This window comes from Mycobacteroides franklinii, assembly GCF_002013895.1.
In the GTDB taxonomy this organism is placed as follows: domain Bacteria; phylum Actinomycetota; class Actinomycetes; order Mycobacteriales; family Mycobacteriaceae; genus Mycobacterium; species Mycobacterium franklinii.
In genome coordinates this window covers 12,831-35,026 of sequence record NZ_MAFQ01000007.1, presented here as the reverse complement: position 1 = coordinate 35,026, position 22,196 = coordinate 12,831, and the positions used below count along the sequence as shown (strand labels likewise).

29 protein-coding genes are annotated in these 22,196 nt (G+C 63.3%); 10 read left to right on the top strand and 19 right to left on the bottom strand.

What is annotated here, in order from left to right; translation table 11 throughout:
- Nucleotides 1–211 precede the first annotated feature (211 nt).
- Nucleotides 212–661: a M23 family metallopeptidase gene (locus tag B4393_RS12900; RefSeq protein ID WP_078334687.1), complete on the top strand. Its 450-nt coding sequence runs from the start codon at nt 212–214 to the stop codon at nt 659–661.
- Here B4393_RS12900 and B4393_RS12895 read toward each other — a convergent pair.
- Nucleotides 658–891 (bottom strand): hypothetical protein, encoded by a 234-nt coding sequence (locus tag B4393_RS12895; protein WP_078334686.1) that lies wholly within the window; start codon nt 889–891, stop codon nt 658–660. The genes B4393_RS12900 and B4393_RS12895 overlap by 4 nt on opposite strands.
- A 35-nt stretch (nt 892–926) precedes the next feature.
- Complete coding sequence (locus B4393_RS12890; RefSeq protein ID WP_078334685.1) at nt 927–1,883, bottom strand: TetR family transcriptional regulator; 957 nt, start codon at nt 1,881–1,883, stop codon at nt 927–929.
- A 158-nt stretch (nt 1,884–2,041) separates the two neighbouring features.
- Here B4393_RS12890 and B4393_RS12885 point away from each other — a divergent pair, with 158 nt between their 5' ends.
- The 3 genes from B4393_RS12885 to B4393_RS12870 all read left to right on the top strand — a co-directional run bounded on the left by B4393_RS12885 (nt 2,042) and on the right by B4393_RS12870 (nt 5,782).
- On the top strand, nt 2,042–2,449 hold the full coding sequence (locus tag B4393_RS12885) for an MmpS family transport accessory protein (RefSeq protein ID WP_078334504.1): 408 nt from the start codon (nt 2,042–2,044) through the stop codon (nt 2,447–2,449).
- A complete protein-coding gene (locus B4393_RS12880) occupies nt 2,446–5,385 on the top strand; it encodes an MMPL/RND family transporter (protein WP_078334503.1) in 2,940 nt (979 codons plus the stop codon). The genes B4393_RS12885 and B4393_RS12880 overlap by 4 nt, the downstream gene beginning before the upstream one ends.
- 163 nt (nt 5,386–5,548) lie before the next feature.
- Nucleotides 5,549–5,782, top strand: coding sequence for a hypothetical protein (locus B4393_RS12870; protein ID WP_078334502.1), 234 nt, complete (start codon nt 5,549–5,551; stop codon nt 5,780–5,782).
- A gap of 3 nt (nt 5,783–5,785) precedes the next feature.
- Here B4393_RS12870 and B4393_RS12865 read toward each other — a convergent pair whose 3' ends face one another.
- The 3 genes from B4393_RS12865 to B4393_RS12855 all read right to left on the bottom strand — a co-directional run bounded on the left by B4393_RS12865 (nt 5,786) and on the right by B4393_RS12855 (nt 8,189).
- Nucleotides 5,786–6,700: a tyrosine recombinase XerC gene (locus B4393_RS12865; protein WP_109551287.1), complete on the bottom strand. Its 915-nt coding sequence runs from the start codon at nt 6,698–6,700 to the stop codon at nt 5,786–5,788.
- Nucleotides 6,697–7,527: a siderophore-interacting protein gene (locus B4393_RS12860; RefSeq protein ID WP_078334501.1), complete on the bottom strand. Its 831-nt coding sequence runs from the start codon at nt 7,525–7,527 to the stop codon at nt 6,697–6,699. The genes B4393_RS12865 and B4393_RS12860 overlap by 4 nt, the downstream gene beginning before the upstream one ends.
- 74 nt (nt 7,528–7,601) lie before the next feature.
- Nucleotides 7,602–8,189: a TetR/AcrR family transcriptional regulator gene (locus tag B4393_RS12855; protein WP_078334500.1), complete on the bottom strand. Its 588-nt coding sequence runs from the start codon at nt 8,187–8,189 to the stop codon at nt 7,602–7,604.
- 198 nt (nt 8,190–8,387) lie between these two features.
- Between B4393_RS12855 and B4393_RS12850 the strand changes: the two genes are divergently transcribed.
- A complete protein-coding gene (locus B4393_RS12850) occupies nt 8,388–8,753 on the top strand; it encodes a DoxX family protein (RefSeq protein ID WP_078334499.1) in 366 nt (121 codons plus the stop codon).
- 30 nt (nt 8,754–8,783) lie between these two features.
- On the opposite strand, the gene B4393_RS12845 is transcribed toward B4393_RS12850, so the two are convergent.
- From B4393_RS12845 to B4393_RS12810, 9 genes are all read right to left on the bottom strand, one after another.
- A complete protein-coding gene (locus tag B4393_RS12845) occupies nt 8,784–9,677 on the bottom strand; it encodes a LysR family transcriptional regulator (protein ID WP_078334498.1) in 894 nt (297 codons plus the stop codon).
- 52 nt (nt 9,678–9,729) lie between these two features.
- The gene (locus B4393_RS27195) at nt 9,730–9,885 is read right to left on the bottom strand and encodes a hypothetical protein (protein WP_109558316.1); all 156 of its coding nucleotides are present in this window, start codon (nt 9,883–9,885) and stop codon (nt 9,730–9,732) included.
- 44 nt (nt 9,886–9,929) lie between these two features.
- The gene (locus B4393_RS12840) at nt 9,930–10,748 is read right to left on the bottom strand and encodes a YoaK family protein (protein ID WP_078334497.1); all 819 of its coding nucleotides are present in this window, start codon (nt 10,746–10,748) and stop codon (nt 9,930–9,932) included.
- A gap of 10 nt (nt 10,749–10,758) precedes the next feature.
- Entirely contained in the window at nt 10,759–11,376 is a 618-nt protein-coding gene (locus tag B4393_RS12835) for a carbonic anhydrase (RefSeq protein WP_078334496.1), read from the bottom strand.
- 516 nt (nt 11,377–11,892) lie between these two features.
- On the bottom strand, nt 11,893–13,041 hold the full coding sequence (gene dprA / locus B4393_RS12830) for a DNA-processing protein DprA (RefSeq protein WP_078334495.1): 1,149 nt from the start codon (nt 13,039–13,041) through the stop codon (nt 11,893–11,895).
- The gene (locus B4393_RS12825) at nt 13,038–14,537 is read right to left on the bottom strand and encodes a YifB family Mg chelatase-like AAA ATPase (RefSeq protein ID WP_078334494.1); all 1,500 of its coding nucleotides are present in this window, start codon (nt 14,535–14,537) and stop codon (nt 13,038–13,040) included. Before B4393_RS12825 ends, dprA begins: the two co-directional genes overlap by 4 nt.
- Nucleotide 14,538: 1 nt before the next feature.
- Entirely contained in the window at nt 14,539–14,901 is a 363-nt protein-coding gene (locus tag B4393_RS12820) for a YraN family protein (protein WP_078334493.1), read from the bottom strand.
- A 103-nt stretch (nt 14,902–15,004) separates the two neighbouring features.
- Entirely contained in the window at nt 15,005–15,241 is a 237-nt protein-coding gene (locus B4393_RS12815; protein WP_078334684.1) for a hypothetical protein, read from the bottom strand.
- A 149-nt stretch (nt 15,242–15,390) separates the two neighbouring features.
- Nucleotides 15,391–16,143 (bottom strand): TetR/AcrR family transcriptional regulator, encoded by a 753-nt coding sequence (locus B4393_RS12810; protein WP_078334492.1) that lies wholly within the window; start codon nt 16,141–16,143, stop codon nt 15,391–15,393.
- A gap of 189 nt (nt 16,144–16,332) precedes the next feature.
- Between B4393_RS12810 and mbp1 the strand changes: the two genes are divergently transcribed.
- The 4 genes from mbp1 to B4393_RS12790 are packed head-to-tail and all read left to right on the top strand — an operon-like array spanning nt 16,333 to nt 17,694.
- Entirely contained in the window at nt 16,333–16,575 is a 243-nt protein-coding gene (gene mbp1, locus B4393_RS12805; RefSeq protein WP_078334491.1) for a microaggregate-binding protein 1, read from the top strand.
- A 54-nt stretch (nt 16,576–16,629) separates the two neighbouring features.
- Complete coding sequence (locus B4393_RS12800) at nt 16,630–16,935, top strand: GlsB/YeaQ/YmgE family stress response membrane protein (RefSeq protein WP_070934968.1); 306 nt, start codon at nt 16,630–16,632, stop codon at nt 16,933–16,935.
- Nucleotides 16,936–16,976: 41 nt separating this feature from the next.
- A complete protein-coding gene (locus B4393_RS12795; RefSeq protein WP_078334683.1) occupies nt 16,977–17,264 on the top strand; it encodes a hypothetical protein in 288 nt (95 codons plus the stop codon).
- Nucleotides 17,265–17,277: 13 nt separating this feature from the next.
- Nucleotides 17,278–17,694 carry a hypothetical protein gene (locus tag B4393_RS12790; RefSeq protein WP_078334490.1) on the top strand — a complete coding sequence of 139 codons (417 nt, stop codon included), beginning with the start codon at nt 17,278–17,280 and terminating at the stop codon, nt 17,692–17,694.
- A 32-nt stretch (nt 17,695–17,726) separates the two neighbouring features.
- Here B4393_RS12790 and B4393_RS12785 read toward each other — a convergent pair whose 3' ends face one another.
- From B4393_RS12785 to rplS, 4 genes are read right to left on the bottom strand one after another with little or no spacing between them, the layout of a single operon-like run.
- A complete protein-coding gene (locus B4393_RS12785) occupies nt 17,727–18,032 on the bottom strand; it encodes a DUF2469 domain-containing protein (protein ID WP_005056986.1) in 306 nt (101 codons plus the stop codon).
- Nucleotides 18,033–18,042: 10 nt separating this feature from the next.
- On the bottom strand, nt 18,043–18,714 hold the full coding sequence (locus B4393_RS12780) for a ribonuclease HII (RefSeq protein ID WP_078334489.1): 672 nt from the start codon (nt 18,712–18,714) through the stop codon (nt 18,043–18,045).
- Between the two features lie 11 nt (nt 18,715–18,725).
- On the bottom strand, nt 18,726–19,958 hold the full coding sequence (gene lepB, locus B4393_RS12775) for a signal peptidase I (RefSeq protein ID WP_078334488.1): 1,233 nt from the start codon (nt 19,956–19,958) through the stop codon (nt 18,726–18,728).
- Nucleotides 19,959–20,001: 43 nt separating this feature from the next.
- Nucleotides 20,002–20,343 carry a 50S ribosomal protein L19 gene (gene rplS, locus B4393_RS12770; protein WP_070935005.1) on the bottom strand — a complete coding sequence of 114 codons (342 nt, stop codon included), beginning with the start codon at nt 20,341–20,343 and terminating at the stop codon, nt 20,002–20,004.
- Nucleotides 20,344–20,610: 267 nt separating this feature from the next.
- Between rplS and B4393_RS12765 the strand changes: the two genes are divergently transcribed.
- A complete protein-coding gene (locus B4393_RS12765) occupies nt 20,611–21,516 on the top strand; it encodes a serine hydrolase (RefSeq protein ID WP_078334487.1) in 906 nt (301 codons plus the stop codon).
- Here B4393_RS12765 and trmD read toward each other — a convergent pair.
- Nucleotides 21,463–22,191 (bottom strand): tRNA (guanosine(37)-N1)-methyltransferase TrmD, encoded by a 729-nt coding sequence (gene trmD, locus B4393_RS12760; protein ID WP_078278255.1) that lies wholly within the window; start codon nt 22,189–22,191, stop codon nt 21,463–21,465. The genes B4393_RS12765 and trmD overlap by 54 nt on opposite strands.
- Between the last annotated feature and the right edge of the window lie 5 nt (nt 22,192–22,196).

Here is a 22,196-nt window from a genome sequence, read left to right as displayed (position 1 = left end):
CGCGAAGTCAACCCGCTGGGCGAGTTGCGGTACTGAGTTTACATGCTGCGACGAGTGCTTTTCGCCATGCATCGTGGTGGTGGAGGCTTATCCACAGGAGCGGGAATGACTCTTCCCCACCGCGTCATCTCCCGGCCACTATGACGGCGTGCGGTTACGCGGGCTCGGCTGTCCTTCCTTGATCCTCACGCTGACGGTGGCCACCTCCCCCATAGCGGCCACCGCTCCCGCGGATACCGGAGACCGATTCGGCTGGCCACTACAACCTCGACCTGCGGTAACCCGGCAATTCGACAAACCTCAGGAGCGCTGGAACCGGGGACATCGCGGCGTTGACCTGGCGGGCGTCATCGACCAGCAGGTCATCGCAGCCGGGCCGGGCATCGTGGTGTTCGCGGGATCACTCGCGGGCCGGCCACTGGTGTCGATCGAGCACGAGGGCGGCCTGCGCACCACCTATGAACCCGTCACCCCGTTGGTCAGACCGGGCCAGCGGGTAGCGGAGGGAGCGCTGGTCGGGACGCTGATGCGGGGACATCCCGGCTGCGCCGCACCGGCCTGCCTGCATTGGGGAGCCCTGCGCGGGCCTGCCTCGGCCGCCCACTACCTGGATCCGCTGGCGCTATTGGCCTCGACGCCGCTGCGGCTCAAACCGCTCTAGGCGGGCTGACACACGTCGACATGCGCCGGCTTGCCGGTGGTCTGCGATAGCCGCGCAACCGCATCGTGGAAACGGTCGAGGGCATCCTGCTCGGTGACCACTTGGTAGAACGCACGCATCTCACCGCCGTTGGCCACGCACACCCACCACGGCGGGTACACATCGGCGGCCGCCGTTCCCGGGGTGACAATTCCGAGACTCAGGGCCAGTACGCCGGTGGCGACGGTCATGGCAGGAATTCCGGCGCGCATGCTTGGCACTTTAGTCACCGGACCGATGCAGACCAGGCTTTTGCCCACAGGTGCAGCGGCGCCAGCGCGACCAACAGACCCTTGCCCACCGTCGTCAGCGAGTACAGACCGTCCTGGTTGCGCACGATGTGGGCCTCGGTGAGCTCCTTGAGACGAGTGGTGAGCACACTGCTGGACGCATCACTTATCTCGGCCCTAAGTTCCGACAAAGTTCTTGTGCCCGAACGTAGTTCCCATATAACGAGGATGGCCCAACGCCGACCGAAAAGGTCGAATGCCGCGTTGAGCGGCTGCCCGGACCCGGATCCGCGCACGGGACTTCCCGGGCGCGGCACGACAGCCCCCTCCGGCGACTCCGCCTCGGATATCCCGGCGCTGGCAATGATGGTGATGAGCCGGCTCGCGCGCTCGACCATCTGCTCCGCGCTCTGATCGGGGTGCCGAATCCACCAGGTGATCATGGCGCCGACCATCCCCATCCAGCCCTGGGTGAGCACGCCGAGATCCTGTGGGTCACGCAGTTGGGTGGCCGCACTGCCCACCGCGGCCACGCCCTGACCGGCCAGCGCAGCAAGCCGGGCCCTGGCCACCCGGGCCGCGGCCAGCGCTTCGCTGCCATCGGGCACGGTCTGATCCCAGATCACCAACCAATCGGATGGGCGAGGCGCCAACGCCTGAAAGATGGCCTGTAGCACCGCGCGTGGCAATGCCAGCGTGGGTGGGGCGGCTGCCATCGCCGCCTCGATGTGGTCACCGACGGTCGCCCCGGCACGCTCGACGCACGCGATGTACAGCTGCTCCTTGGAACCGAAGTACGCCAGCACCATGGGCTTGGACACCCCGACGGCAGCGGCCACGTCCGCCAGCGACATCCCGGCGTATCCGCTGCGCCCGAACTCCTGGCATGCGGCATCGAGGATCTGCTGTTCCCGCTCCGCGCGGGGCATCCCCTTGGTGCCTGCCCTTGTCATGAATCCCTTGTACCAGCTCGCGGTCCACTGGCAGCACATATCGATGTGGCACGCATCACAGTAGACCGATCGGTGTGACGTTGATATGACCGACTGTTAAATTAACGATCGGCCAGTTAACGTCAACGCTCACCAACCGGATCAACGAGGAGCTCCGAATGCGTGGTGCGTGGGTGTATCTGGTGTCGATAGCGACACTCTGTATCGCGGGGGCGTACATCGCCCATCTGCGCTTGAGCGCGATCCCGGACCCCGCGATCGGCCATTCGGCCAAGCCACCCGTGACCGGCAAGCCACGCGACAAGGTCGTCGAGTATCGGGTCGACGGGCCAGCGGGTAGTACCGTCAAGGCGTCCTATCTGGATGTGGACGGTGCGGTACGCGAAGTTTCGGGCACACTGCCCTGGCAGACCACCCTGCACGCCAAGCAACTCGTGGTTCCCGTGGGCCTTGTTGCCCAGTCGAATTCGGGACAACTGTCCTGCCGCATCACGATCAACGGGCTGACACGCGATCAAAGCGCTGCCAGTGCGTCAGCCGTCTCTTGCCAGGTGACCGTCGCATGAGCCTCATGGTCAACCTGCGGGTCCGGATACTGGACAAATTGTGGGCAAAACCTGCCGATGTGGTAGCCGCGCCTGGGCGGCCGCTCCTGGCCCGGTTGCTCTACCGCTTCTCCATACCCATTCTCGTGCTGTGGCTCGGCGCGGCCGGCCTCCTCAATCTCGCTGTACCCCAGCTGGAAACAGTGATCAAGCAACATGCCCGTTCGTTCCTTCCCGATGACGCCGCCTCGGTTCAAGCCATCTCGAAGATGGGCGACTACTTCGGCGGCGCCGGGACGAACAACTTCGTCTACCTGCTCATCGAAGGTGAGTCGCCTCTCGGAGCCGAAGCGCACCAGTACTATTCGTCGATCCTCGGCCGGATCAACGAGGACAGGAAGCACGTCAACTCGTCCATGGACCTGTGGTCGGACCCCCAATTCGCACCCGCCAACGAGAGCGCCGACGGGAAGGCCGCCTACGTCCTGATCAATCTCAAGGGCAACATGGGGACCGCCCTGGCCATGGAGTCCACCGCTCAGATCCGTGAGCTCATCGCACAGTACCCACCGCCCCAGGGCATCACGGCGCATCTGACTGGTCCGTCCGCCGTGGTGAACGACGAACTGGTTTCCATCAACGACTCGATCTTGATCCTGCTGGTCGCGTGTGCGGGGCTCGTGGGCGTCATCTTGCTGGTGGTGTATCGCTCACCGATCACCATCGCGTTGCCGCTCCTGGTGGCAGGAGCAGGTCTTGGTGTCGGGCGCCCGATCGTGGCATTCCTCGGCGAGCACCAAATCATCGGAGTCTCGATCTTCGCGTCGGCCCTGCTGGCGGTAATCGTGCTGGGAGCCGGAATCGACTACGGCATATTCCTTTTGGGCAGATACCAGGAGGCGCGCCGGGCAGGTGAAGACCCTGTGACCGCGTACTACACGGCGCTTGCCGGGGTGCAGCACATCATCATCGCCTCGGGCCTCACGGTCGCCGGCGCGACGGCCTGCATGGTGTTCACACGCTTGGCCATCTTCAGTACCTCCGGACTGCCCTGCACCGTCGCGGTCGTGGTCACCCTTGCCGCGGCACTGACTCTGGCGCCCGCTGCGCTGGCGGCCGGCAGCCGATTCGGGTTCTTCGAACCGCGCGAGGAGAAGTCACAGCGCCGTTGGCGGCGCATCGCCACGTATGTGGTGCGCTGGCCGGGTCCGGTGCTGGCCGGCAGCCTGGCCGTGCTCGCGATTGCCTTTCTAGCAGTGCCCGGGTTCCAGCCCAGTTACAACGAGCGGCAGGCCCAGCCCAGTGACTCCCCCGCCAACGTGGGCTTCGCCGCATCGGATCGCCACTTGCCGCCAAACATCATGTCCCCCAGCGTGTTCATCGTGGAGTCAGACCACGATATGCGTAACTCTGGCGACCTGATCGCCCTCGCGAAAATGAGCAGCGCGATATTGAACATTCCTGGCGTCAGCAATGTGCAAGGCATCACCCGGCCATTGGCCGCCCCGCTGGAACTGGGGACACTGCCCGCACAGGCTGGTTATGTCGGTGGACGACTGACCCAGATGACAAACCTGCTCAAACAGCGCATCGAGGACCTCACCGCCCTCAGTGGCCGAGTGGGCCAACTGTCACTGACGGTGCGGGGCCTTGAGCAGGCGCTGCAGACCGGAACCGTAGGAGCAACCCAGATCCATTCGGGTGCAGCCGAATTACGCACAAGCCTGGCGGCCGTCGTGCAAAAGGTTGACTCACTGCGCGGAACCGTCAAGCCTGCCGAGGACTTCATCGGCGGCATCCCCAACTGCCGCGACAACGACTACTGCCAAGCCGCACTCACCGGTTTCTCGCTCTTCGACGACCTGCACCGTTTCGACGGGCTCGTCGGCAATCTGGTGAACGGAACCGGAACGCTGGCACAGACCCTGCCGGCACTCGGTGCCCAGCTGCCGGGCCTGAAGGATTTCATCAGCCAGGTCAACGCCGTTGTCGCACCGCTGCAGAGCACCCTGCAGGTGCTGTTGCCACAGGTCTCCGATATCACGCAATTCACCGACGACCTGAGCAAGAGCTTCACCGACGGTGACCCGAACAACTCATTCTTCATACCCACGCAGGCATTTGAGAACCCACTGTTCAAAAGCGCTATGCCGTACTTCTTCTCAAGCGACGGCAAGGTCACGCGGATGGTCATCACCCCAGAACAGGAGGGATTCAGCCAGGAAGCGATGGAGCTGAGCTCCAAGATCATCCCGACTGCACTACAGGCCATCAAGGGCACGTCGTTGGCGGGCAGCACGGTCAGCATCGGCGGACCGGGCGGCACGCTGCTGAACATCGAGGCGTTCACGCGCGAGGACTTCATCACCAGCGCTGTGGCCGCGTTCGCCTTCGTGTTCTGCGTGATACTGATTCTCCTGCGCAGCCTGGTTGCCGCGATCGTGGTGATCGGGACCGTCGCACTGTCCTATGTCTCGGCGCTGGGCGTCACGGTGTTCGTCTGGCAAAACCTCATCGGCATACCACTGCACTGGTCGGTGGCACCACTGTCCTTCGTGTTCTTGGTCGCCGTCGGGGCCGACTACAACATGCTGCTGGTGGCCAGGTTCCGCGAAGAACTACATGCCGGTATCAAGACGGGCATCATCCGTTCCATGGCCAATACCGGTGGCGTGGTGACGACCGCAGGCCTGGTGTTCGGGTTCACGATGTTCGCGATGATCGTCGCTCCCGCGCGGAACATCGCCCAACTCGGTACCGCCGTCGGTCTGGGTCTACTGATGGACACCCTGATTGTGCGATCGTTTGTCGTCCCGGCAATCGCTACCCTGTTGGGCCGGTGGTTCTGGTGGCCGGTGGTGGTGCACGACAGAGCCTCCAGTCGGGATGCCATCCCCCACACTGTGACGCCCGGGGACGCGCCCGATCGTGGCCGGCTGGTAGGCGCGTCCCGATGACGTGGGCAAACTGGTGCGGGATATCCGCAACCGACAAGCCCCGGACCGCACTGGAGATGCACTTTGGCACAGGACATCTCGAAAGCAACACGTACGAGCTGAACCTCGGCTCTCTGCGGATTCGCATCGGCACATGGCACGCGCCGAATCGCAGGTATACGCCGTGCCCACGGTAGCCGGAGTGATCGCACTGCTGCTGCTGGTCACGCTGGCGCTGTGGGCCACGGGCGGCAACGACTCAATGAGCTACTACCAGCGCGAGGTGAGCCGCGCGATGCGCAAGCAATCCCGGCAAGAGAAGACAGACCTGGCGACGAAGGCCCAACGTCATCGCTTGCGACGCTGCGCCAACCGCATCAGTGCCGCACTCCTGCGGAGAACCAAGCCTGATCACTGACCGTCACGCCCGTGGATGCGCCTGGTCGTGGACGGCGCGCAGGCGCGCCACGGTGACGTGGGTGTAGAGCTGTGTGGTGGCCAGCGTCGAGTGCCCCAGCAGCTCCTGAACGACGCGCAGGTCCGCGCCGCCTTCCAGCAGATGGGTTGCGGCACTGTGCCGCAACCCATGCGGGCCAATATCCGGGGCACCAGGAACAGCGGACATGGTCTGGTGCACCACCGTGCGGACCTGACGCGGATCGATGCGCCGGCCGCGGGCACCGAGAAGCAACGCAGACCCCGATGCCGGAACGGCCAGATGTGGTCTACCGCGATCCAGCCAGGCCGTCAGGGCATCAGCGGCGGGACCACCGAAGGGCACCGTGCGCTCCTTGTCGCCCTTACCCAAGACGCGCAACACCTTTCGCGACCGGTCAATATCGTCGATGTCCAACCCGCACAGCTCGCTGACCCGGATTCCGGTGGCGTAGAGCATTTCGACGATCAACCGATCGCGCAACGCCATCGGATCATCTTGCTCCGCACCAGAATGCGCCGCTTCCATCGCCGCGACGGCTTGGTCTTGTCGCAGCACCGCAGGAAGAGTTCGACGAGACTTAGGCTGCTGCAGGCGAATCGCGGGATCTGTCGGCATCAAACCGCGGCGGGTCGCCCATGCGGTGAAGATCTTCACCGCAGACGTACGCCGGGCGACGGTGGAACGTGCCGCACCTTGCCTGGCTTGAACCCCTAGCCAAGACCGCAGCGCCGGCAGTGACAGGTCCGCCAGGGTCGCATCGGGGTTGGATGCCGACAGATGGTCGAACAGCAGCGTGAGGTCGCCACGATAAGCACGCTGGGTGTGTACTGACCGCCCGCGCTCCAGCGCAAGATGCTCGGCGAATTCGTCGAGGATCGCGGTCAGCTGCGGCGTCACTCCCTCACGGTAGCTTCGGCAGCCGCCAGCTCTTGTTTCCACACGCGGAAAGTCTCCTCCGTGCGGCCGCGGCGCCAGTATCCCGAGATCGACGCGGCCCATGTGGGCGACACTCCACGCTCCTTACGGATATACGGTCGCAGCTTGTGCATGACGGTCTGCGCCTCGCCGTGGATGAACACCTGTACCTGACCCGGCAACCATTCCGCCGAGCGCACCGCCTCTACCAGCGGGGCGTTGTCCCCGGCGTGTTCCTCGTCGACCTCATCGGCTCCGGCGCCGCGGTGAACCCAGACCACCTCGACATCGCCGCGGGTGTCGAAATCGATCTCGTCCTGCGGACCTGCCACCTCAATGAACACCTTGGCACGTGCGTTCTGTGGAAGAGCCTGTAGCGCCACGCTGATCGCCGGGACGGCCGCCTCGTCACCGGCGAGCAGATGCCAGTCGGCAGCGGGATCGGGCGAGTACGCGCCGTGCGAGTCGGTGACATACAGCTTGTCTCCGGCCTTCGCCCGGGAGGCCCATGGACCTGCGACGCCGGCGTCTCCGTGCACCACGAAATCGATGGCGATCTCGCGGCTGTCGGTGTCGACAGAACGAATGGTGTAGGTACGCACGGTGGCCTGCATATCGCGCGCCTGATCGATATCCCGCGGACCCGGCCCAGCGTGGTCCTCCGGAAGGAAAATCAGCTTGGCGTAGCTGTCGGTGAACTCGCTCACCTCGAAACCGTCAAATCCGTTACCACCGAGCACCACCCGGGTGATGTGCGGGGTCACCTGCTCGGTCCGAACCACCTGCAACTCGTGGAGTGGGCGTGTCATATCGCCTCCTGCGTCGATCTTCTATGTCAATTGCCTTGACTATACGGAGAAATCGCAGCCGACGGGCACCTACGTCAGGGCAGCAGACCCCGGATGATCAGCTCGGCGGCCGCCTCGGCATGGGCCTTGACCTGATCAGGGTCGAGCACGTTATCGCCGAACACGGTGCGCGCCATGGCGGCGCTGCTGAACAGGGCAGCGGTGCCCGAGGTGATGAGGAAGAAACTCGTCTGCAGCGGCACTTGACGTAGTTCTCCGGCGGCCACGGCCTCCTCATATACCGGCCCCAATCTGTCCTGCATGGGCAGTACGTATGCCTTGCAGATGTGCTGCAGTCGGTCGCTGTCCTGGCCCGCCTCGATGTCCATGATCCGGATCAGATCCGGATGCTCGGCGGCAAACATGACAAAAATCTTGATGAATCGCTTGATGCGGGCGGACGGGCCCAGGCTTTCGTCATCATCGGCCAGAACCTTGTCGATGATCGCCTGAAACCCCCAGTCGACGGCCGCGTACCACAGCTGTTCCTTGGACGAAAAGCGTTGATGCAGCAGGTTATGACTGACGCCCAGTTCGCGATTGAGCGTGCGCATCGACACACCCTGATAGCCGTGAGTCGCGAATGCCCGCAACGCAGCGGTGAAAATGGCGTCTGCCGACACTCCTTCCCCACCCTTGCGCGGTCTGCCACGAGGGCGCCGCGTCAGCTCACCCGCTTCAGTCACGAAATCCGTCACATCCTTCCTCCTCAGCCATCATCCCCCCACTCGCCGGCAATTGCCCCGAGGACGTCCGCACAGTGGTCATGATCTTTATCGGGTTCGCCGAACACCGTCGTTACGGCCGGTCATACTGGCGCGATGGATACCTGGTTATGGATTTGCGCCGGCGTACTGGCCGTCGTGCACCTGGGTGCTGGCGTGTTCAAGCTGATCACCCCGTACGAGAAAATCGTTGCCAATCCCAACCTGGCCTGGGCCAACGATTTCTCACCCAATGTCGTCAAAGCGATCGGCGGATTAGAGGTGCTGGGGGCGATCGGCGTCGTGGTTCCGCACGCGACGGGGATCGCACCGGTCCTGAGCCCACTCGCCGCTGCCGGGCTGGCAGTGTTGCAGGCAGGTGCCTTCGGTGTCCACGTCCGTCGCAACGAATGGAAACTCGCCCCGGTCAACGTGGTCCTCATCGTGCTTGCGGTATTCGTAGCATTTGAGTGGTACGGCTGACCGATCCACGAACTGCAGCGACCACGCCCGTCACGAAACGAGGTTGGCCTCCTTGCGGCACAATTCGTCAACACATGCCGCAAACGCGACCACCTCAGGCGTGGCACCCTTTCCGCGCCAAATCAGGGAAAGCTGTCCACTCATCGTCCGGTCGGAGAGGTCGATCTGACGAAGCCCGCCCAGCTGGTCGGGGGCCAATTTCGGTGTCACCGCGACGCCGAGATCGCGGGCGACGAGATGCCTCATCATATCCGCCGAGCTTGTTTCGAAGACTATGCGCGGCGTGAATCCTGTTGCTAGGCAGGCCCGGTCGAGTGTCTCCCGTATCTCACACCCTTGCGGGTGACTGATGAGCGCACTGTTCCGCAACTCTGCAAGGGCTACCGAATCCCGTGCCGCCAAGGGATCGTCGCGATGAACTAGCGCCACGATGTTCTCCTTGGCCACAATCTGCTCTCGGAGTTGAGGCGGCGGCTGGGCAACCCAACCCATGACCGCCATATGAAGCTGGCGTTCGAGCACTGCCGTAGTGAGTTGGTCGGATCTGGCCTCGGTCAACGTCACCGCCACCGCCGGGTGCGCCCTACGGAACACCGCCAAAGCTTCCGCGAGCAAGGGCGGCGAGTGTGGCACGGTCCCTATCGACAACTGTCCGGCCAGCACGCCCGCCACGGCATCGGCCGCTGACCGTATTTCGCCTACGGTTCCCAGCGCTGCTCCGGCAAGCGGCAATAGCGTCTTGCCGAACTCGGTCAGTCTGAGCACCCTGCTGGAACGATCGAACAGCTCGTTGCCCAGCTCGCGCTCCAGTCGCCGAACCTGAGCACTCACCCATGGTTGAGCAACGTGCAGCGCTTCCGCGGCTCGGGTGAAATTCGCGTGCTCGGCCACCGCGAGAAAGTACTCGAGCTGCCTCAGCTCCATGGCGGATCACCCGGACGCCCAACGAACGCGACAGCCCTCACCAAGGCAACAGTCAGTAGTTGATGAGCCAGAATGGCCCGAATTTGGCAATCCCCAGCGAGATGAACAGGGCCGCAATGATCAACGCCATGAACAGGTCATTCGTATGCTCAATCGGACTGGCCGCCTCAGCCTTGTGCGACTCATATATCTGGAATCCAGGCTCCATAACATGCATCCTTTCGTGAGTGTTTTGACTAGCCGTAGTACTGATCAACCGAGAATGGTCTTACGGTCGGAATGAAAGAATGTGACGAGTGTTGTTGCGCCACATATTATTCCGACGGTGAGTATCACCTTGGATCCGCTGTACAGCGAGGCGATCACGCCGCCGGTCGCGGCCCCCAAAGTGAACGACAAGTAGAGCATCGCGTATCCCAGCCATTCGAAGACCGAGCCCCGGCCGAACAGGTGCCGCTCGATGCCCTGCCCCAATTTGACGACGGTCCCCGTGACATAGCTCAGGGGAATGGCCGTTTCACCCTTCTTGACGAATGATGTGTTCAAGGCACCAATCGAGAAGGCCAACAACAGTATCGGCGTGAAGTGTACGTCGATGTTCGCGTTGAAGCCCCGGTCCTGAAAGAAGTCGACCGCCGCGGCGGCCAGCAGGCCAAAGGTGGTCAGGACCGTGGCTCCGTGCGGGTGGTTCTTCCAGAACTTTCGTCTGCAGTAGGACGCCACGATGACGCCGAACAGGAAGGCGCCGATCATCGAGATAGCAGCAATCGGGCCCGCACCTGCCACTTGCTGCTTGTCGGTGACTTTGAACCACGTCAGTACGGCGCGCTCGGTGTTTCCGGTCATGAACGTGACGAAGTAGCCCGCGCTGTGCAAGAAGGCAACCGCCCCAACCATTCCCGCTAGCCCGGAAAGCAGCCAGGACAGTCGGGCCTCGGAGCCGATCGCAGCCTCACGGGTTATCACCACATCAGCAGCTTTCGATGCGGCGGCCGCATCCTTATCCTCGCCGATTTCGACGTCGTCTCTAGATCCGCTCTCCAAAGTCGCGGACCGGCCCTTCCAATTCATGTCCGTCTCCTTAGGGGCTATCGATATCGCCGACGTGGCCGTGCAGCACGACGCGTCCGTCGGCCAGTTTGTAAGTCAGATACACCAGCGCGAGCTTGTTGGCCTTGACCGCATCGGCCACCACCTGCGAGCGCTGCAACAGCTTGATCCCCGTCTCTTCGACATGACGGGCCTCGAACTCATCAATGCGCGACAACCCGTCCTTACGGCCGCCCAGGATCGAAGGCATCACCCGCACCACCAAGTCCCGGATGTACCCATCCGGCACTTCTCCGGTGTCCAGGGCCGCCACCGTGGCGCCCACCGCACCACAGGAGTCATGCCCCAAGATCGCAATCAACGGCACACCCAAGACCGCGACCGCATACTCGATCGAACCCAGCACCGCCGAGTCGATCACCTGACCGGCCGTACGCACGATGAACATGTCACCCAGGCCCTGATCGAAAATGATCTCCGCGGCCACCCGGCTATCGGAGCAACCGAACAACAACACATTGGGGTTCTGACCACTGGCCAACTCGGCCCGACGCGCAACCCCCTGGCTCGGATGCTGCGGAAAACCACCCACAAAACGCTGGTTACCCTCTTTGAGTGCTGCCCACGAGGACTTCGGATCAGATCCCATATCTCCTTCATACCCTACCGGGGTATGGTTCGCATGTGACGCTCGACACAAGGCGAGAAGATGAGCCCAGTCACGAGGCTCTCTGATATCTATTGAAATGCCATCTGCTGCAGACGAATTTGAAAATTCGCGTCACCTCAGCGCCGAGGCCAACAGTCCCTGCAGATCTCCCCGACATGCATAGACCATTCAGGACACTTCCATTCAAATATGCCTGGAATACGTCCATGACGCAACGAACATCAGCATATTCACAGGAATCATCCACCGCCGCAAGGCAATAGACGCCGAGTACGACGCATGCTCAACCTATCCGAAAGGCTTTCTGCGCCTGGGAAGTTGGGATGATCTGGATCTTCCGACTCTGACGTCAAAACTGAGCCCGCATCAGAATGGATTGATCTAATTGTCTGAGAAACTAGATGAAGACACAGTTGGCAAACAGTGCCGCAGCGCTGGAAGCACACGGATGGGTGTGGTATTGCCGAGCATGAATTCATCTGTACACCAAGGGGACTAAGCACTGGCTCTGCGAACCAAGCTGGTGCGCCTGATTTTCCAGTCCCCCGCGGCCTCGACCACCAACTGCTCGAGCTCCAGAATCGCCAGCGCACCCCGAACCCGCCCAGTGCTCAATCCCGACTCACGAACCAACTCCTGCACCGTCGTGCTGCCGCGGCCGGGTAAGGACTCGTAGACACGTTTCTCGTCCTCGCCGAGGCCGTCGACCATGCTGGTGGGGCGGTCCGGATCGGCCGCGAACTCACCCAACCTGCCCGCAAGAGCAACCACATCCTGTGCGCAGACCACGAGCTGGGCTCCCCGTTCGGCAATCTCAATGTGGGTACCTGCCGAGACGGCAGAGGTGATCGGCCCCGGTACCGCGCCGACCGGTCGCCCCAACGCCCGCGCCCAGGCCGCGGTATTGGCAGCTCCACTGCGCACACCCGCCTCCACCACGACGGTCGCCCCGGAGAGAGCCGCCACCAGCCGATTGCGCGTCAGGAATCGATATCGAGCGGGCCGCACCCCTGGCGGGTACTCACTGATCACCAGCCCATGCCTGGAGATTCGATAGAGCAACCCGGAGTGCCCCGACGGATACGGCACGTCCACTCCGCCCGCGAGCACAGCGACCGTCATTCCGTCGCAGGCCAGGGCGGCGCGATGCGCGACCCCGTCGATCCCGAATGCGGCACCCGAGACCACTGTCACATCCCGGGCCACCAGACCCGCGGACAGGTCCGCCGCGACGTGTTCGCCGTATCCGCTGCATGCCCTGGTCCCGACGAGCGCCGCAGCGCGCGACGTAACCTCTGAAAGCGAGTGCTCCCCCACTACCCACAATGCGAGCGGGGCACGCCCACTCGGCATCCGCGTGGTATCCACCGATCCGAAAGCCTGGAACTGCCACTGCGGCCATTCCGCGTCCGTGGGCGTCACCAAGCGCCCGCCGAGACGCGACAGAATCTCCAGATCCTCACGGCTGCGGTCAACATCGTGCCTAGCCCGCACAATTGACCGCACGCGTTCGGGGACGTCCAGCCGCCGGACCCGCGCCGCGGTCTCCTGTGGCCCGAACACCGACACCATGGCCGCAAGTTCCGCGCTGGGCGCCTCGCTGACACGTGACAGGTAGGCCCAATCGGCCGTCTCATCGCTCATCGCTTGTCACGAAACGTCAATGCGAGCTTGACGTCCTCGGCGTTCGGTAGATCGCGTCCGCCGAGGTCCGCCAGGGTCCACGCGACACGTAAGCATCGATCCAGTGCCCGAACACTGATGAGACCACGCTCCATCGCGTTGCGCAGCGGCTCCATGACCGCCCGCGATGGTCGAAACTCCCTGCGCAGCAGCGGCCCCGGTGCGTCCGCATTCACGCGAAACCCATAGTCGGACCACCGGCGCGAGGCCCGGTCCCGAGCCAGTAGGACGCGCTCGCGAACCAGCGCCGTGCCCTCGGCAGCGTCGTTGAGCGCGGTCTCGCTGATCGGGTGCATCCGGACCCGAAGATCCACCCGATCAAGAAGAGGTCCCGATAACTTACCGAGGTACCGGCGACGCAGCGGGGCCGGGCAGGTGCAATCACGCGGATTAGCGGGAGCACACGGGCACGGGTTAGCCGCCAGCACCAGTTGAAATCGGGCTGGGTAGGCGACGACTCCGTCGCGCCGTGCCAGTCGAATCTCCCCGTCCTCCAACGGGGTCCGCAATGCCTCCAGCGCGGGAGTGGACAGTTCGGCACATTCGTCGAGGAACAACACCCCGCGATGGGCCATGCTGACCGCACCGGGTTTCGCAGTACCGGAGCCGCCGCCGACGAGCGCCGCGACACTCGAGGTGTGGTGCGGCGCCACAAACGGCGGTTCGGTGATCAACGGCTGCTGGGCCGTCAATAGACCCGCTACCGAATGGACCGCCGTCACCTCGAGCGCCTCATCGTCGGTCAGCGGCGGCAGTAGACCCGGTAGGCGTTGCGCCAGCATCGTTTTCCCTATCCCGGGCGGCCCGGTCAACATTAGGTGATGCGCACCGGCCGCTGCCAGCTCGACAGCGAAGCGCGCGTCGGTATGACCGACGACGTCCGCCATATCCGGAATGTCGGCCTCTTGCCGAAAGTCCGACGGCAGCACCGGATCCAGCTCGCCCTCGGTGCACAGCCATGCCGTCAGCTGACGTAGGGTCCGGACGCCCAATACTTCGATACCCTCGACCAGCCCCGCCTCGCCCAGATTCGCCTGAGGAACCACCGCGGTTGGCCACCCATCGCGCTTGGCCGCCAACACCGCCGGCAGCACCCCTCGGATCGGGCGGACTCGCCCGTCAAGCGCCAACTCCCCCAGAAGCAACGTCTTTTCCAGTCGTGTCGGCGGAATTGCCTTGTTGGCCGACAACACCGCAGTGGCCAGCGCGAGGTCGTACACCGACCCCATCTTCGGCAGCGTGGCCGGCGACAGAGCCAACGTGAGCCGCGATGCCGGCCAGGTGAACCCGCAGTTGGTGATCGCCGCACGCACGCGGTCGCGAGATTCCTGCAGTGCGGCATCGGGCAGACCGACCAGGTGCACTCCGGGTAGTCCCGCACTGATATCGGCCTCGATCTCCACGGTCTGGCCAGTCACTGCCTTGACCGCGACGGAATACGCCCTCCCCAATGCCATCTCAGCTCACCCCGTGAATATGAGTGATCTCCGGTGCCGTCCGTCCCAACCGGACCTCGATCACATCGATGCGCACCGCCGACCACGAACCACTCTGCGTAGCCAGCCAGATACCCGCAAGCCTGCGCAATCTACGCAGCTTGGTGTACGTGACCGCTTCCGCCGGCGTTCCGAATCTGTGGCCGGTTCGGGTCTTCACCTCGACAAAAACCAACAACTCGTCGCGAGCCGCGATGATGTCGATCTCCCCGTGCCGGCAGCGCCAATTGCGGTCGAGGACCGTATACCCGTCCCCCCGTAGGTAGTCGGCGGCGAGATCCTCTCCGCGGGTACCGATCTGAGATCTGCTCAGGGAATGTGTCATGGACCCAACCATTCCGATGAGCCCTGACGTCAACGCACGGTTCGGCTACGCCAGACGACAGTTATCCACAGAGTCGAATTCATCCACAAGTAGCGGACATCCACTAGTTCCACATCTTGACCGGGTGAACCACCGGCGCCACCTTGCCGATCGCGCCCGACGCGGGTCCTGGAAGGTCCTTTGAGTTGGGCGCTGACTTGATCTCCGCATCGTGGTTCGCGGTGCAGACGTCCTTACTCGTCTTCGACGGCGCACAATGCACCGGATTCGCAGACACGGCTGGGGGTGACGAGCCCAGCGGCAGGGCTACCACAATTACCGGCGCAATCATGGCCGTCACCCTCATCAGCAAATTGCCCATCGGCTGAGAATGGGCTACAAGCCGCGGGTGCGCAACTCGAACGATGCTCCGTTGGGCAGTAATTCCCATCACAGGAGCCCAGAATCTGCCCGATCCGAACGGATCTCAGCAAGCCAATGCTCGGACTGTTACCGCGGTGCGCCGTTCTCCAGCCGGTCCAGTAGGGATTCCAGCGCCTCTTCGAATTCGGTTGCGCCGTGATCCTCGCTGAGTTGTTTCTGCATCCGCTGCAGGTTCGGATAGTTCGACAGACTGCGCAGTGTTCTCTCCGGCAGCTCGTCTTCGACGGGACTCAACGAGGCCCCGCGCGCGGATACCTCCAGCAGCAGCTGACCGAGCAGGAACGTCGTATACGCGCGGTACGCGGACACCGCGGTCCGATCGTCAAAGCCGTAGGAGATCAGCGTGTCCAGGAACGTCTCCATCCACTTCATGCTGCGCAGCGGTGGCCGGACCCACGGGGCCTCCGGTGGCCGCGTCGCCAGTGTCGGAAACAGGTGCGGATGCTCGATCGCAATCGCACGCACGCCATGAGCGAGCCTGACCAGATAGTCCTGCCAGCCGTCCTCTTGACGACGGGCCGCCAATTGATCGTCGTACAGCTTCTCCACCAAGTGGTCCACGATGCCGCCGAGCAAGTCCTGGCGGCCGTGCACGTGGCGGTACAAGGCCATCGCCTCGACCCCACACGCGGAACCAAGGCGCCGCATGGTCAGCTGATCCAACCCTTCACGGTCCACCAACTCGATCGCGGTATCGAGAATCTCGGCACGGGTCAGTGACCTCGGTCGGCGCCCCTCGGGGTTGCCGGCAACCGCTGTGCTTTCCGTCTCATCCAATGCGTCCGTCACTCCCACCGTGCATGTCTGGGCTCGGGCCATGACGGCGTTCCCGTGGCGGCTTCGCCGTCCACAAGACGGTACCTCGGCCAGTTAAACGCCTGGCCAGCACCTGTTTGTTTACGAAGTAGTTTACGTAGTACACAACCCTTGCTACGGTGGATTTGTTACCTCACGACGAGGTGACACCAGGCGGTTGCACCGCACACACGCACTGAAAAGGAGCGAGACATGAGCGATGACAACAGGGACAACGGAATCGAAGCCGGAATCAAGGGCATCGTCGAAGACGTCAAGGGCAAGGCCAAGGAGGCCTTCGGCAAGCTCACCGACGACGAGTCACTGGAGCGCGAAGGCCAGGCGCAGCAGGACAAGGCCGAGGCCCAGCGTGAGGTAGCCACCAAGGAAGCGGAAGCAGAGAAGGCCCGCGCCGAGGCTGCCGTGCACGAGGCTCGCGAAGACGCCGAGAAGTAGCACCGGCCGCCGCAGCGGTCCGCCCCCACCCCTACAAAGACCAGGAACCTACACATGATCACATCTCTGGCTGCCAATGTTGCGGCAGCACACCTCGGCTTCGGCATCGGCTGGATCGCATGGATCGTGATCGGCGGGCTCGCCGGTTGGGTAGCCAGCAAGATCATGGGCACCGATGCTCAGCAGGGGCTTCTGCTCAACATTGTGGTGGGCATCGTGGGCGGACTGCTGGGCGGATTCCTACTGAGCCTGCTCGACGTCGGCACCTACGGTTTCGGCTGGATTCTGACCTTCATCACCGCGCTGGTTGGCGCATGCATTCTTTTGTTCCTCCTGCGCCTCGTCAGCGGCAGACGTTGACCAACAACACATTCCAGCAATCCACAACAGAAGGGGCCGTAGTGATTCCGTCCATGTCCAAGAAGTTCGCAACGGTCATATGTGCGGCGGCCGCGGTCTCGCTGGCGGGTTGTTCCAGCGTGATCAATCAGGGTGGTGACACCACATGCAAGGAATATCTCACCCAGGACGAGAACACACAGAACGACGCGGTCACCAAGTGGCTCAAGGACGAGAACACACAAGATCCCAGCGGTCTGCAGACCACGGCAGCACGGAACTCCGCCTTGGCCTACTGCAAGACGTTGGGCAATGAGAACAGCAAGATCAAAGAAGCCCCACACATCTAATCGGGAGCATCAGATGAAGACGCGAACAGTCAAGTCCGCCAAGGTTTTTGCCGGATGTGCCATTGCTTTGAGCGCAACCCTGGCCGGATGCGGCACAAGCAATGACAATAGCCCCACAAGTACCAGCACGACGACCACAACCACCACGACTACGACGACCACCCCCGCGCCCAGCGGTGCGCCCGAAGGCACGCCGGCTCCCGGCGTGACGGGAGGCGGTGGACCCAATGGTGGCTCGGGCGCCATTCCGGGTGGCCCGACCGGAGGCGGCGGACCCGACGGCGGCAGCGGGAGCATTCCGGGCGGCCCCACGGGCGGCGGCGGACCCGGCGGCGGCGGAGGCAGCATTCCGGGTGTCGGCGGCGGTCACGGCGGACCCGGCGGCGGCGGTGGATGCGTCGACAACGTGGGATGCGTGAGCATCCCGTAAATCACATGGGCCGAGCTGCGTCTGCCGGAGATCTACTCCGGTAGGCGCAGTTCTGGCTTGTCGACCTCTTCGATGTTGACGTCCTTGAACGTGATGACACGCACGTGCTTGACGAAGCGTGCCGGCCGGAACAGGTCCCAGACCCACGCATCGGAGAGTCGCAGCTCGAAGTACACCTCGGAATCGGTGTTCCGGGGAATCACCTCGACGCTATTGGCCAGGTAGAACCGTCGCTCGGTCTCCACCACATAGCTGAACTGCCCGACGATGTCCTTGTACTCGCGATACAGCGAGAGTTCCATCTCGGTTTCGTATTTTTCGAGGTCTTCAGCGCTCATAGGTCTTCCATTATCCCCCCTGTGAACTTCCCAGCGCTGCATTGCGCACGTTCACAAACGATTGTCGATGCTGAGCTGAGGGTCCCAGACGCTGCAACGCCTCGGTGTGGACGGCCGTGCTGTAGCCCTTGTGTATCGCAAATCCATATCCGGGGTGCTCGGAATCCATGGCCACCATCACCCGATCCCGGCTGACCTTGGCCAACACGCTCGCCGCCGCGATGCACGCGGCCGAGGCGTCACCACCGATCACCGGCAGGGACGGCACCGGCAATCCCGGCACCCGGAACCCGTCCGTCAATACATATCCGGGCTTGACGCCCAGGCCGGCCACCGCCCGGCGCATTCCTTCGATGTTCGCCACATGCACGCCGATCCGATCCACCTCGTCGGCGGGCACCGACACGACGTGATATGCCTCGGCGTACCGGCAGATCAGGGGAAACAGCGTCTCGCGCATCTTCTCGGTGAGCTTCTTCGAGTCATTGAGCGCGGCAAGGCTTTTGCGCTGATTGGAACCAAGCACACAAGCGGCGATCACCAACGGACCCGCGCAGGCTCCCCGCCCCGCCTCGTCGACACCGGCGACTGGGCCCAATCCCACTCTGTCGAGGGTCAATTCGAGGGTTCGCAATCCGGATGCCTTGCGAATCACCGTACGTGGCGGCCAGCTGGTACTCATACCCGCAAGAACTAGGTCTGGGGATTCACCGTTTTGACGGCGCCCCAGCGACCGGGTGGCCATGCGATGAAACGTGCCTTGCCGATGACGTTGGCCACGGGCACCGTGCCGATGTTGGGGTCACCGGTGCAGTAGATCTTGCGCTCGATATCGACGTCGAGTCCGGCGTCGCGATCCCGGCTTTGGCAGTGCGCGCGGGAATCTCCGCTATGTGTGCGGTTGTCCCCCATCATCCAAAGCTTGCCTTCCGGCACCGTGATCGGGCCGAACGGAAAGCCCCAGCACCCATCGATATTCGGTCCGATGGTCTCCGGGTCCAAGTAGGGCTCGTTGAGCTTCTTGCCGTTGACGGTCAGCCCCGTGTTCGGGCGGCATTCCACCGTCTGCCCACCCGTGGCAATGACGCGCTTCACCAAATCGTTCTCGTCGGGCGGGACCACGCCGATGAAGGAAAGGGCGTTCTGCACGTACCTGACGGCGGTGTTCGACGAGCGGATCGACTTGTAGTTGCCGTTCCACTCCGGCGGGCCCTTGAAGACCACCACTTCACCGGGCTCGGGGTCAGAAAGCCGGAACACCACTTTGTCGACCATGATCCGGTCACCGGTGCATCCACGGCAGCCGTGCAGCGTCGGTTCCATCGACTCCGATGGGATGAGGTACGGCCGGGCGATGAAGTTCTGCGTGATGCAGTAGAGCACCAAGGCGATCAGCAGGAGAACGCCGACCTCTCGGAGCATTCCGGATCCGCTGTCTTCAGCATTGGATTCGTCTTTGGAACCCTCAGCGGGACCCTCCGACTGCTCCGACTGCTCCGACTGCTCCGACTCGACATCGTCGCGAACGCTCTCGAACTCACCGAACGCCCGACGGGATTGGTCCAAGGTCACATCAGAGAAAACGGCATCCGCCTGCGGATCCCACGCGGTGAGTCCGGTCTCTTCTTCGATGATCTTCGCCAGCCGCTTCAAATGCTCGACGCGTGTGTCGAATTCGTCCGATGTCGCAGCGCCGTAGGAAACACCGATACCCACGCCGTCGGGTGCGTAGTTCACCTGCACGCTGGTGAGCGAATCGGTGAGTTCCCACTTGCCGTCCGAACCCTCGAAAACCTCGGGGGTGTTCATCTCGGCAGTGAGCCGGGAACGTAGATCCGGCGATTGCTTCAGCGGATGTTCGTTCTCCGAAACGTCCTCGAAGTTCTCGGGAGGGTGCTGACGTACGAAGTAGACGTCATAGGACACTATGGACGTCCTTCTACCGGGGCCGGGCCGTGTCCCGACTCGGTCAGCGCTTCTCCTTGATCTTGGCCTTCTTACCGCGCAGCTCGCGCAGGTAGTACAGCTTGGCGCGACGGACCGCACCGCGGGTGACGATCTCGATGTGGTCGATGTTGGGCGAGTGCACCGGGAAGGTGCGCTCGACGCCGACGCCATTGCTCTCCTTGCGGACCGTGAAGGTGGCGCTCACGCCACCACCGGAGCGGCGAAGCACGGCACCCTTGAAGACCTGGATGCGCTCCTTGGAGCCCTCGATCACCTTGACGTGCACGTTGACGGTGTCGCCGGGACGGAAGTCAGGCACATCCTGGCGCAGCGACGCCTGATCGACAAAGTCCAGCGTGTTCATCGGTGATACATCCTCGCGGTCGCGCGGCCGGGTGGCATGCGAAAATGCACCTCGGCCGATCATTAGTTGCTTAGTTCTGTCCGGGTTCGCCGACATAGCGGTAGACAGCTAGTCAATTGTGCCAGACAGAGGCCCTTCCAGTGAAATCGCCCACCTGAGCACCCCTTGGGCAGGAGCTTTCCGGAAACTACTAGTAGGCTACCGTGACCGGAACCACCCGTCACATGGGTAACAAAGTCAGAGTCTGACCGCAGAGGGGGTCTACGCATGCGCGGCCAGTATCTGTTTGCGGGCTTGATGCTCGCCGGAGCCACCTCACTGACCTCCGGATGTGTGGCATCGGTACGCAGCGACCCGGCCACCCCGGTACTGGCGGTGGTGAGCGCCCCCGCAGAAACTCCTCCCGTCTTCGAGGTCGACAGCCCGACATCCTTCGAGTCGCTGCCTGATCGCACCAAGACAGCAACCATCCAGGCCAAGAGCGTCGGCGCCACATTGACCGCGGTGATCAAGGACCGCGCCTCGGGCGCAGTCGTGTCCAACGGCAACAACAGCACCATCGCCATCGCCTCGGTAGCCAAGCTGTTCATTGCCGATGACCTGCTGATGCGCGAATCGCAGGGCGAGGTCACCCTCACCGCCGACGACCGCGCCGCCTTCGACCGGATGCTGCAGTCCTCGGACGACAGCGCAGCCGAGATCTTCTGGCAGCGCGGGGGCGGCAACTCGATCATCACCCGTGTGGCCGCACGCTACGGGCTCGCCTCCACCACCGTGCCCTCGGACGGGATGTGGTGGAACACCATCAGCACTGCCAACGACCTGGTCCAGTACTACGACATGCTGCTCTCCGGCACGGGCGGGCTGCCTCCCGAGCGGGCAAACATCATCGTCGACGATCTGAGCCGCTCGACACCCAACGGCATCGACGGGTACCCCCAGCGTTTCGGAATCCCGGACGGCATTCCCGGCGAACCTGTCGCGGTGAAGCAGGGCTGGATGTGCTGCGTCGGGTCGGCGTGGATGCATCTTTCGACAGGTGTCGTGGGCCCCGACCGGCGATTCATCGTGGTGGTGTCGTCACTGCAGACCGCCAACGACGTGACGGCGCGCAACACGCTAACTCAGGCCGTCGCCACCATGTTCCCCGGCGGACGAATCGAAACCGAGTAGGTCCGGGCGCCGCTCGGCCGTGCGCTGACGCGACTGTTCGGTCCGCCAGGCCGCAATCTTCGCGTGGTCACCGGAGAGCAGTACCGGCGGAACATCTATCCCCCGCCAACTCGGCGGCCTGGTGTATGACGGCCCTTCCAGAAGACTCGCCAACCCTGCGGAATGCGAATCTTCTTGCGCGGAAAGCGCATTGCCCAACACACCGGGAACGAGCCGCAGTACCGCTTCGATGATCACCAAAGCGGCAGCCTCGCCGCCGTTGAGCACGTAGTCACCGATCGACACCTCGCGCACCCGCATCCGCGTCGCGGCGTCATCGGCGACGCGCTGGTCGATTCCCTCGTATCGCCCACACGCGATCACCAGATGATCTTCGGTGGCCCACTGACGGGCGGTGTCCTGGGTGAACGGGTAGCCTGCGGGTGTCGGCACCACCAGAAGCGTTTCCGGCGTGCAGATCTCATCCAGGGCGTCTCCCCAGACCGTCGGCTTCATCACCATGCCGGGTCCGCCGCCGTACGGCGAATCGTCGACCGACTTGTGCACATCGTGGGTCCAGCGCCGCAGATCATGCACCGCGACATCGACCAACCCGGAGTCAATAGCCTTGCCCGGCAAGGACTGCCGTACCGGTTGCAGATAGTCCGGGAAAATCGTGACAACGTCTATTTTCATGCCGG

Excerpts from the sequence above, each read along its gene's own strand:
- B4393_RS12895 (WP_078334686.1), bottom strand. The coding sequence starts at position 891 with ATGACCGTCGCCACCGGCGTACTGGCCCTGAGTCTCGGAATTGTCACC.
- B4393_RS12890 (WP_078334685.1), bottom strand. The coding sequence starts at position 1,883 with ATGACAAGGGCAGGCACCAAGGGGATGCCCCGCGCGGAGCGGGAACAG.
- B4393_RS12885 (WP_078334504.1), top strand. The coding sequence starts at position 2,042 with ATGCGTGGTGCGTGGGTGTATCTGGTGTCGATAGCGACACTCTGTATC.
- B4393_RS12880 (WP_078334503.1), top strand. The coding sequence starts at position 2,446 with ATGAGCCTCATGGTCAACCTGCGGGTCCGGATACTGGACAAATTGTGG.
- B4393_RS12860 (WP_078334501.1), bottom strand. The coding sequence starts at position 7,527 with ATGACACGCCCACTCCACGAGTTGCAGGTGGTTCGGACCGAGCAGGTG.
- B4393_RS12850 (WP_078334499.1), top strand. The coding sequence starts at position 8,388 with ATGGATACCTGGTTATGGATTTGCGCCGGCGTACTGGCCGTCGTGCAC.
- B4393_RS12845 (WP_078334498.1), bottom strand. The coding sequence starts at position 9,677 with ATGGAGCTGAGGCAGCTCGAGTACTTTCTCGCGGTGGCCGAGCACGCG.
- B4393_RS27195 (WP_109558316.1), bottom strand. The coding sequence starts at position 9,885 with ATGGAGCCTGGATTCCAGATATATGAGTCGCACAAGGCTGAGGCGGCC.
- B4393_RS12840 (WP_078334497.1), bottom strand. The coding sequence starts at position 10,748 with ATGAATTGGAAGGGCCGGTCCGCGACTTTGGAGAGCGGATCTAGAGAC.
- B4393_RS12835 (WP_078334496.1), bottom strand. The coding sequence starts at position 11,376 with ATGGGATCTGATCCGAAGTCCTCGTGGGCAGCACTCAAAGAGGGTAAC.
- dprA (WP_078334495.1), bottom strand. The coding sequence starts at position 13,041 with ATGAGCGATGAGACGGCCGATTGGGCCTACCTGTCACGTGTCAGCGAG.
- B4393_RS12825 (WP_078334494.1), bottom strand. The coding sequence starts at position 14,537 with ATGGCATTGGGGAGGGCGTATTCCGTCGCGGTCAAGGCAGTGACTGGC.
- B4393_RS12820 (WP_078334493.1), bottom strand. The coding sequence starts at position 14,901 with ATGACACATTCCCTGAGCAGATCTCAGATCGGTACCCGCGGAGAGGAT.
- B4393_RS12810 (WP_078334492.1), bottom strand. The coding sequence starts at position 16,143 with ATGGCCCGAGCCCAGACATGCACGGTGGGAGTGACGGACGCATTGGAT.
- mbp1 (WP_078334491.1), top strand. The coding sequence starts at position 16,333 with ATGAGCGATGACAACAGGGACAACGGAATCGAAGCCGGAATCAAGGGC.
- B4393_RS12800 (WP_070934968.1), top strand. The coding sequence starts at position 16,630 with ATGATCACATCTCTGGCTGCCAATGTTGCGGCAGCACACCTCGGCTTC.
- B4393_RS12790 (WP_078334490.1), top strand. The coding sequence starts at position 17,278 with ATGAAGACGCGAACAGTCAAGTCCGCCAAGGTTTTTGCCGGATGTGCC.
- B4393_RS12785 (WP_005056986.1), bottom strand. The coding sequence starts at position 18,032 with ATGAGCGCTGAAGACCTCGAAAAATACGAAACCGAGATGGAACTCTCG.
- B4393_RS12780 (WP_078334489.1), bottom strand. The coding sequence starts at position 18,714 with ATGAGTACCAGCTGGCCGCCACGTACGGTGATTCGCAAGGCATCCGGA.
- rplS (WP_070935005.1), bottom strand. The coding sequence starts at position 20,343 with ATGAACACGCTGGACTTTGTCGATCAGGCGTCGCTGCGCCAGGATGTG.
- B4393_RS12765 (WP_078334487.1), top strand. The coding sequence starts at position 20,611 with ATGCGCGGCCAGTATCTGTTTGCGGGCTTGATGCTCGCCGGAGCCACC.
- trmD (WP_078278255.1), bottom strand. The coding sequence starts at position 22,191 with ATGAAAATAGACGTTGTCACGATTTTCCCGGACTATCTGCAACCGGTA.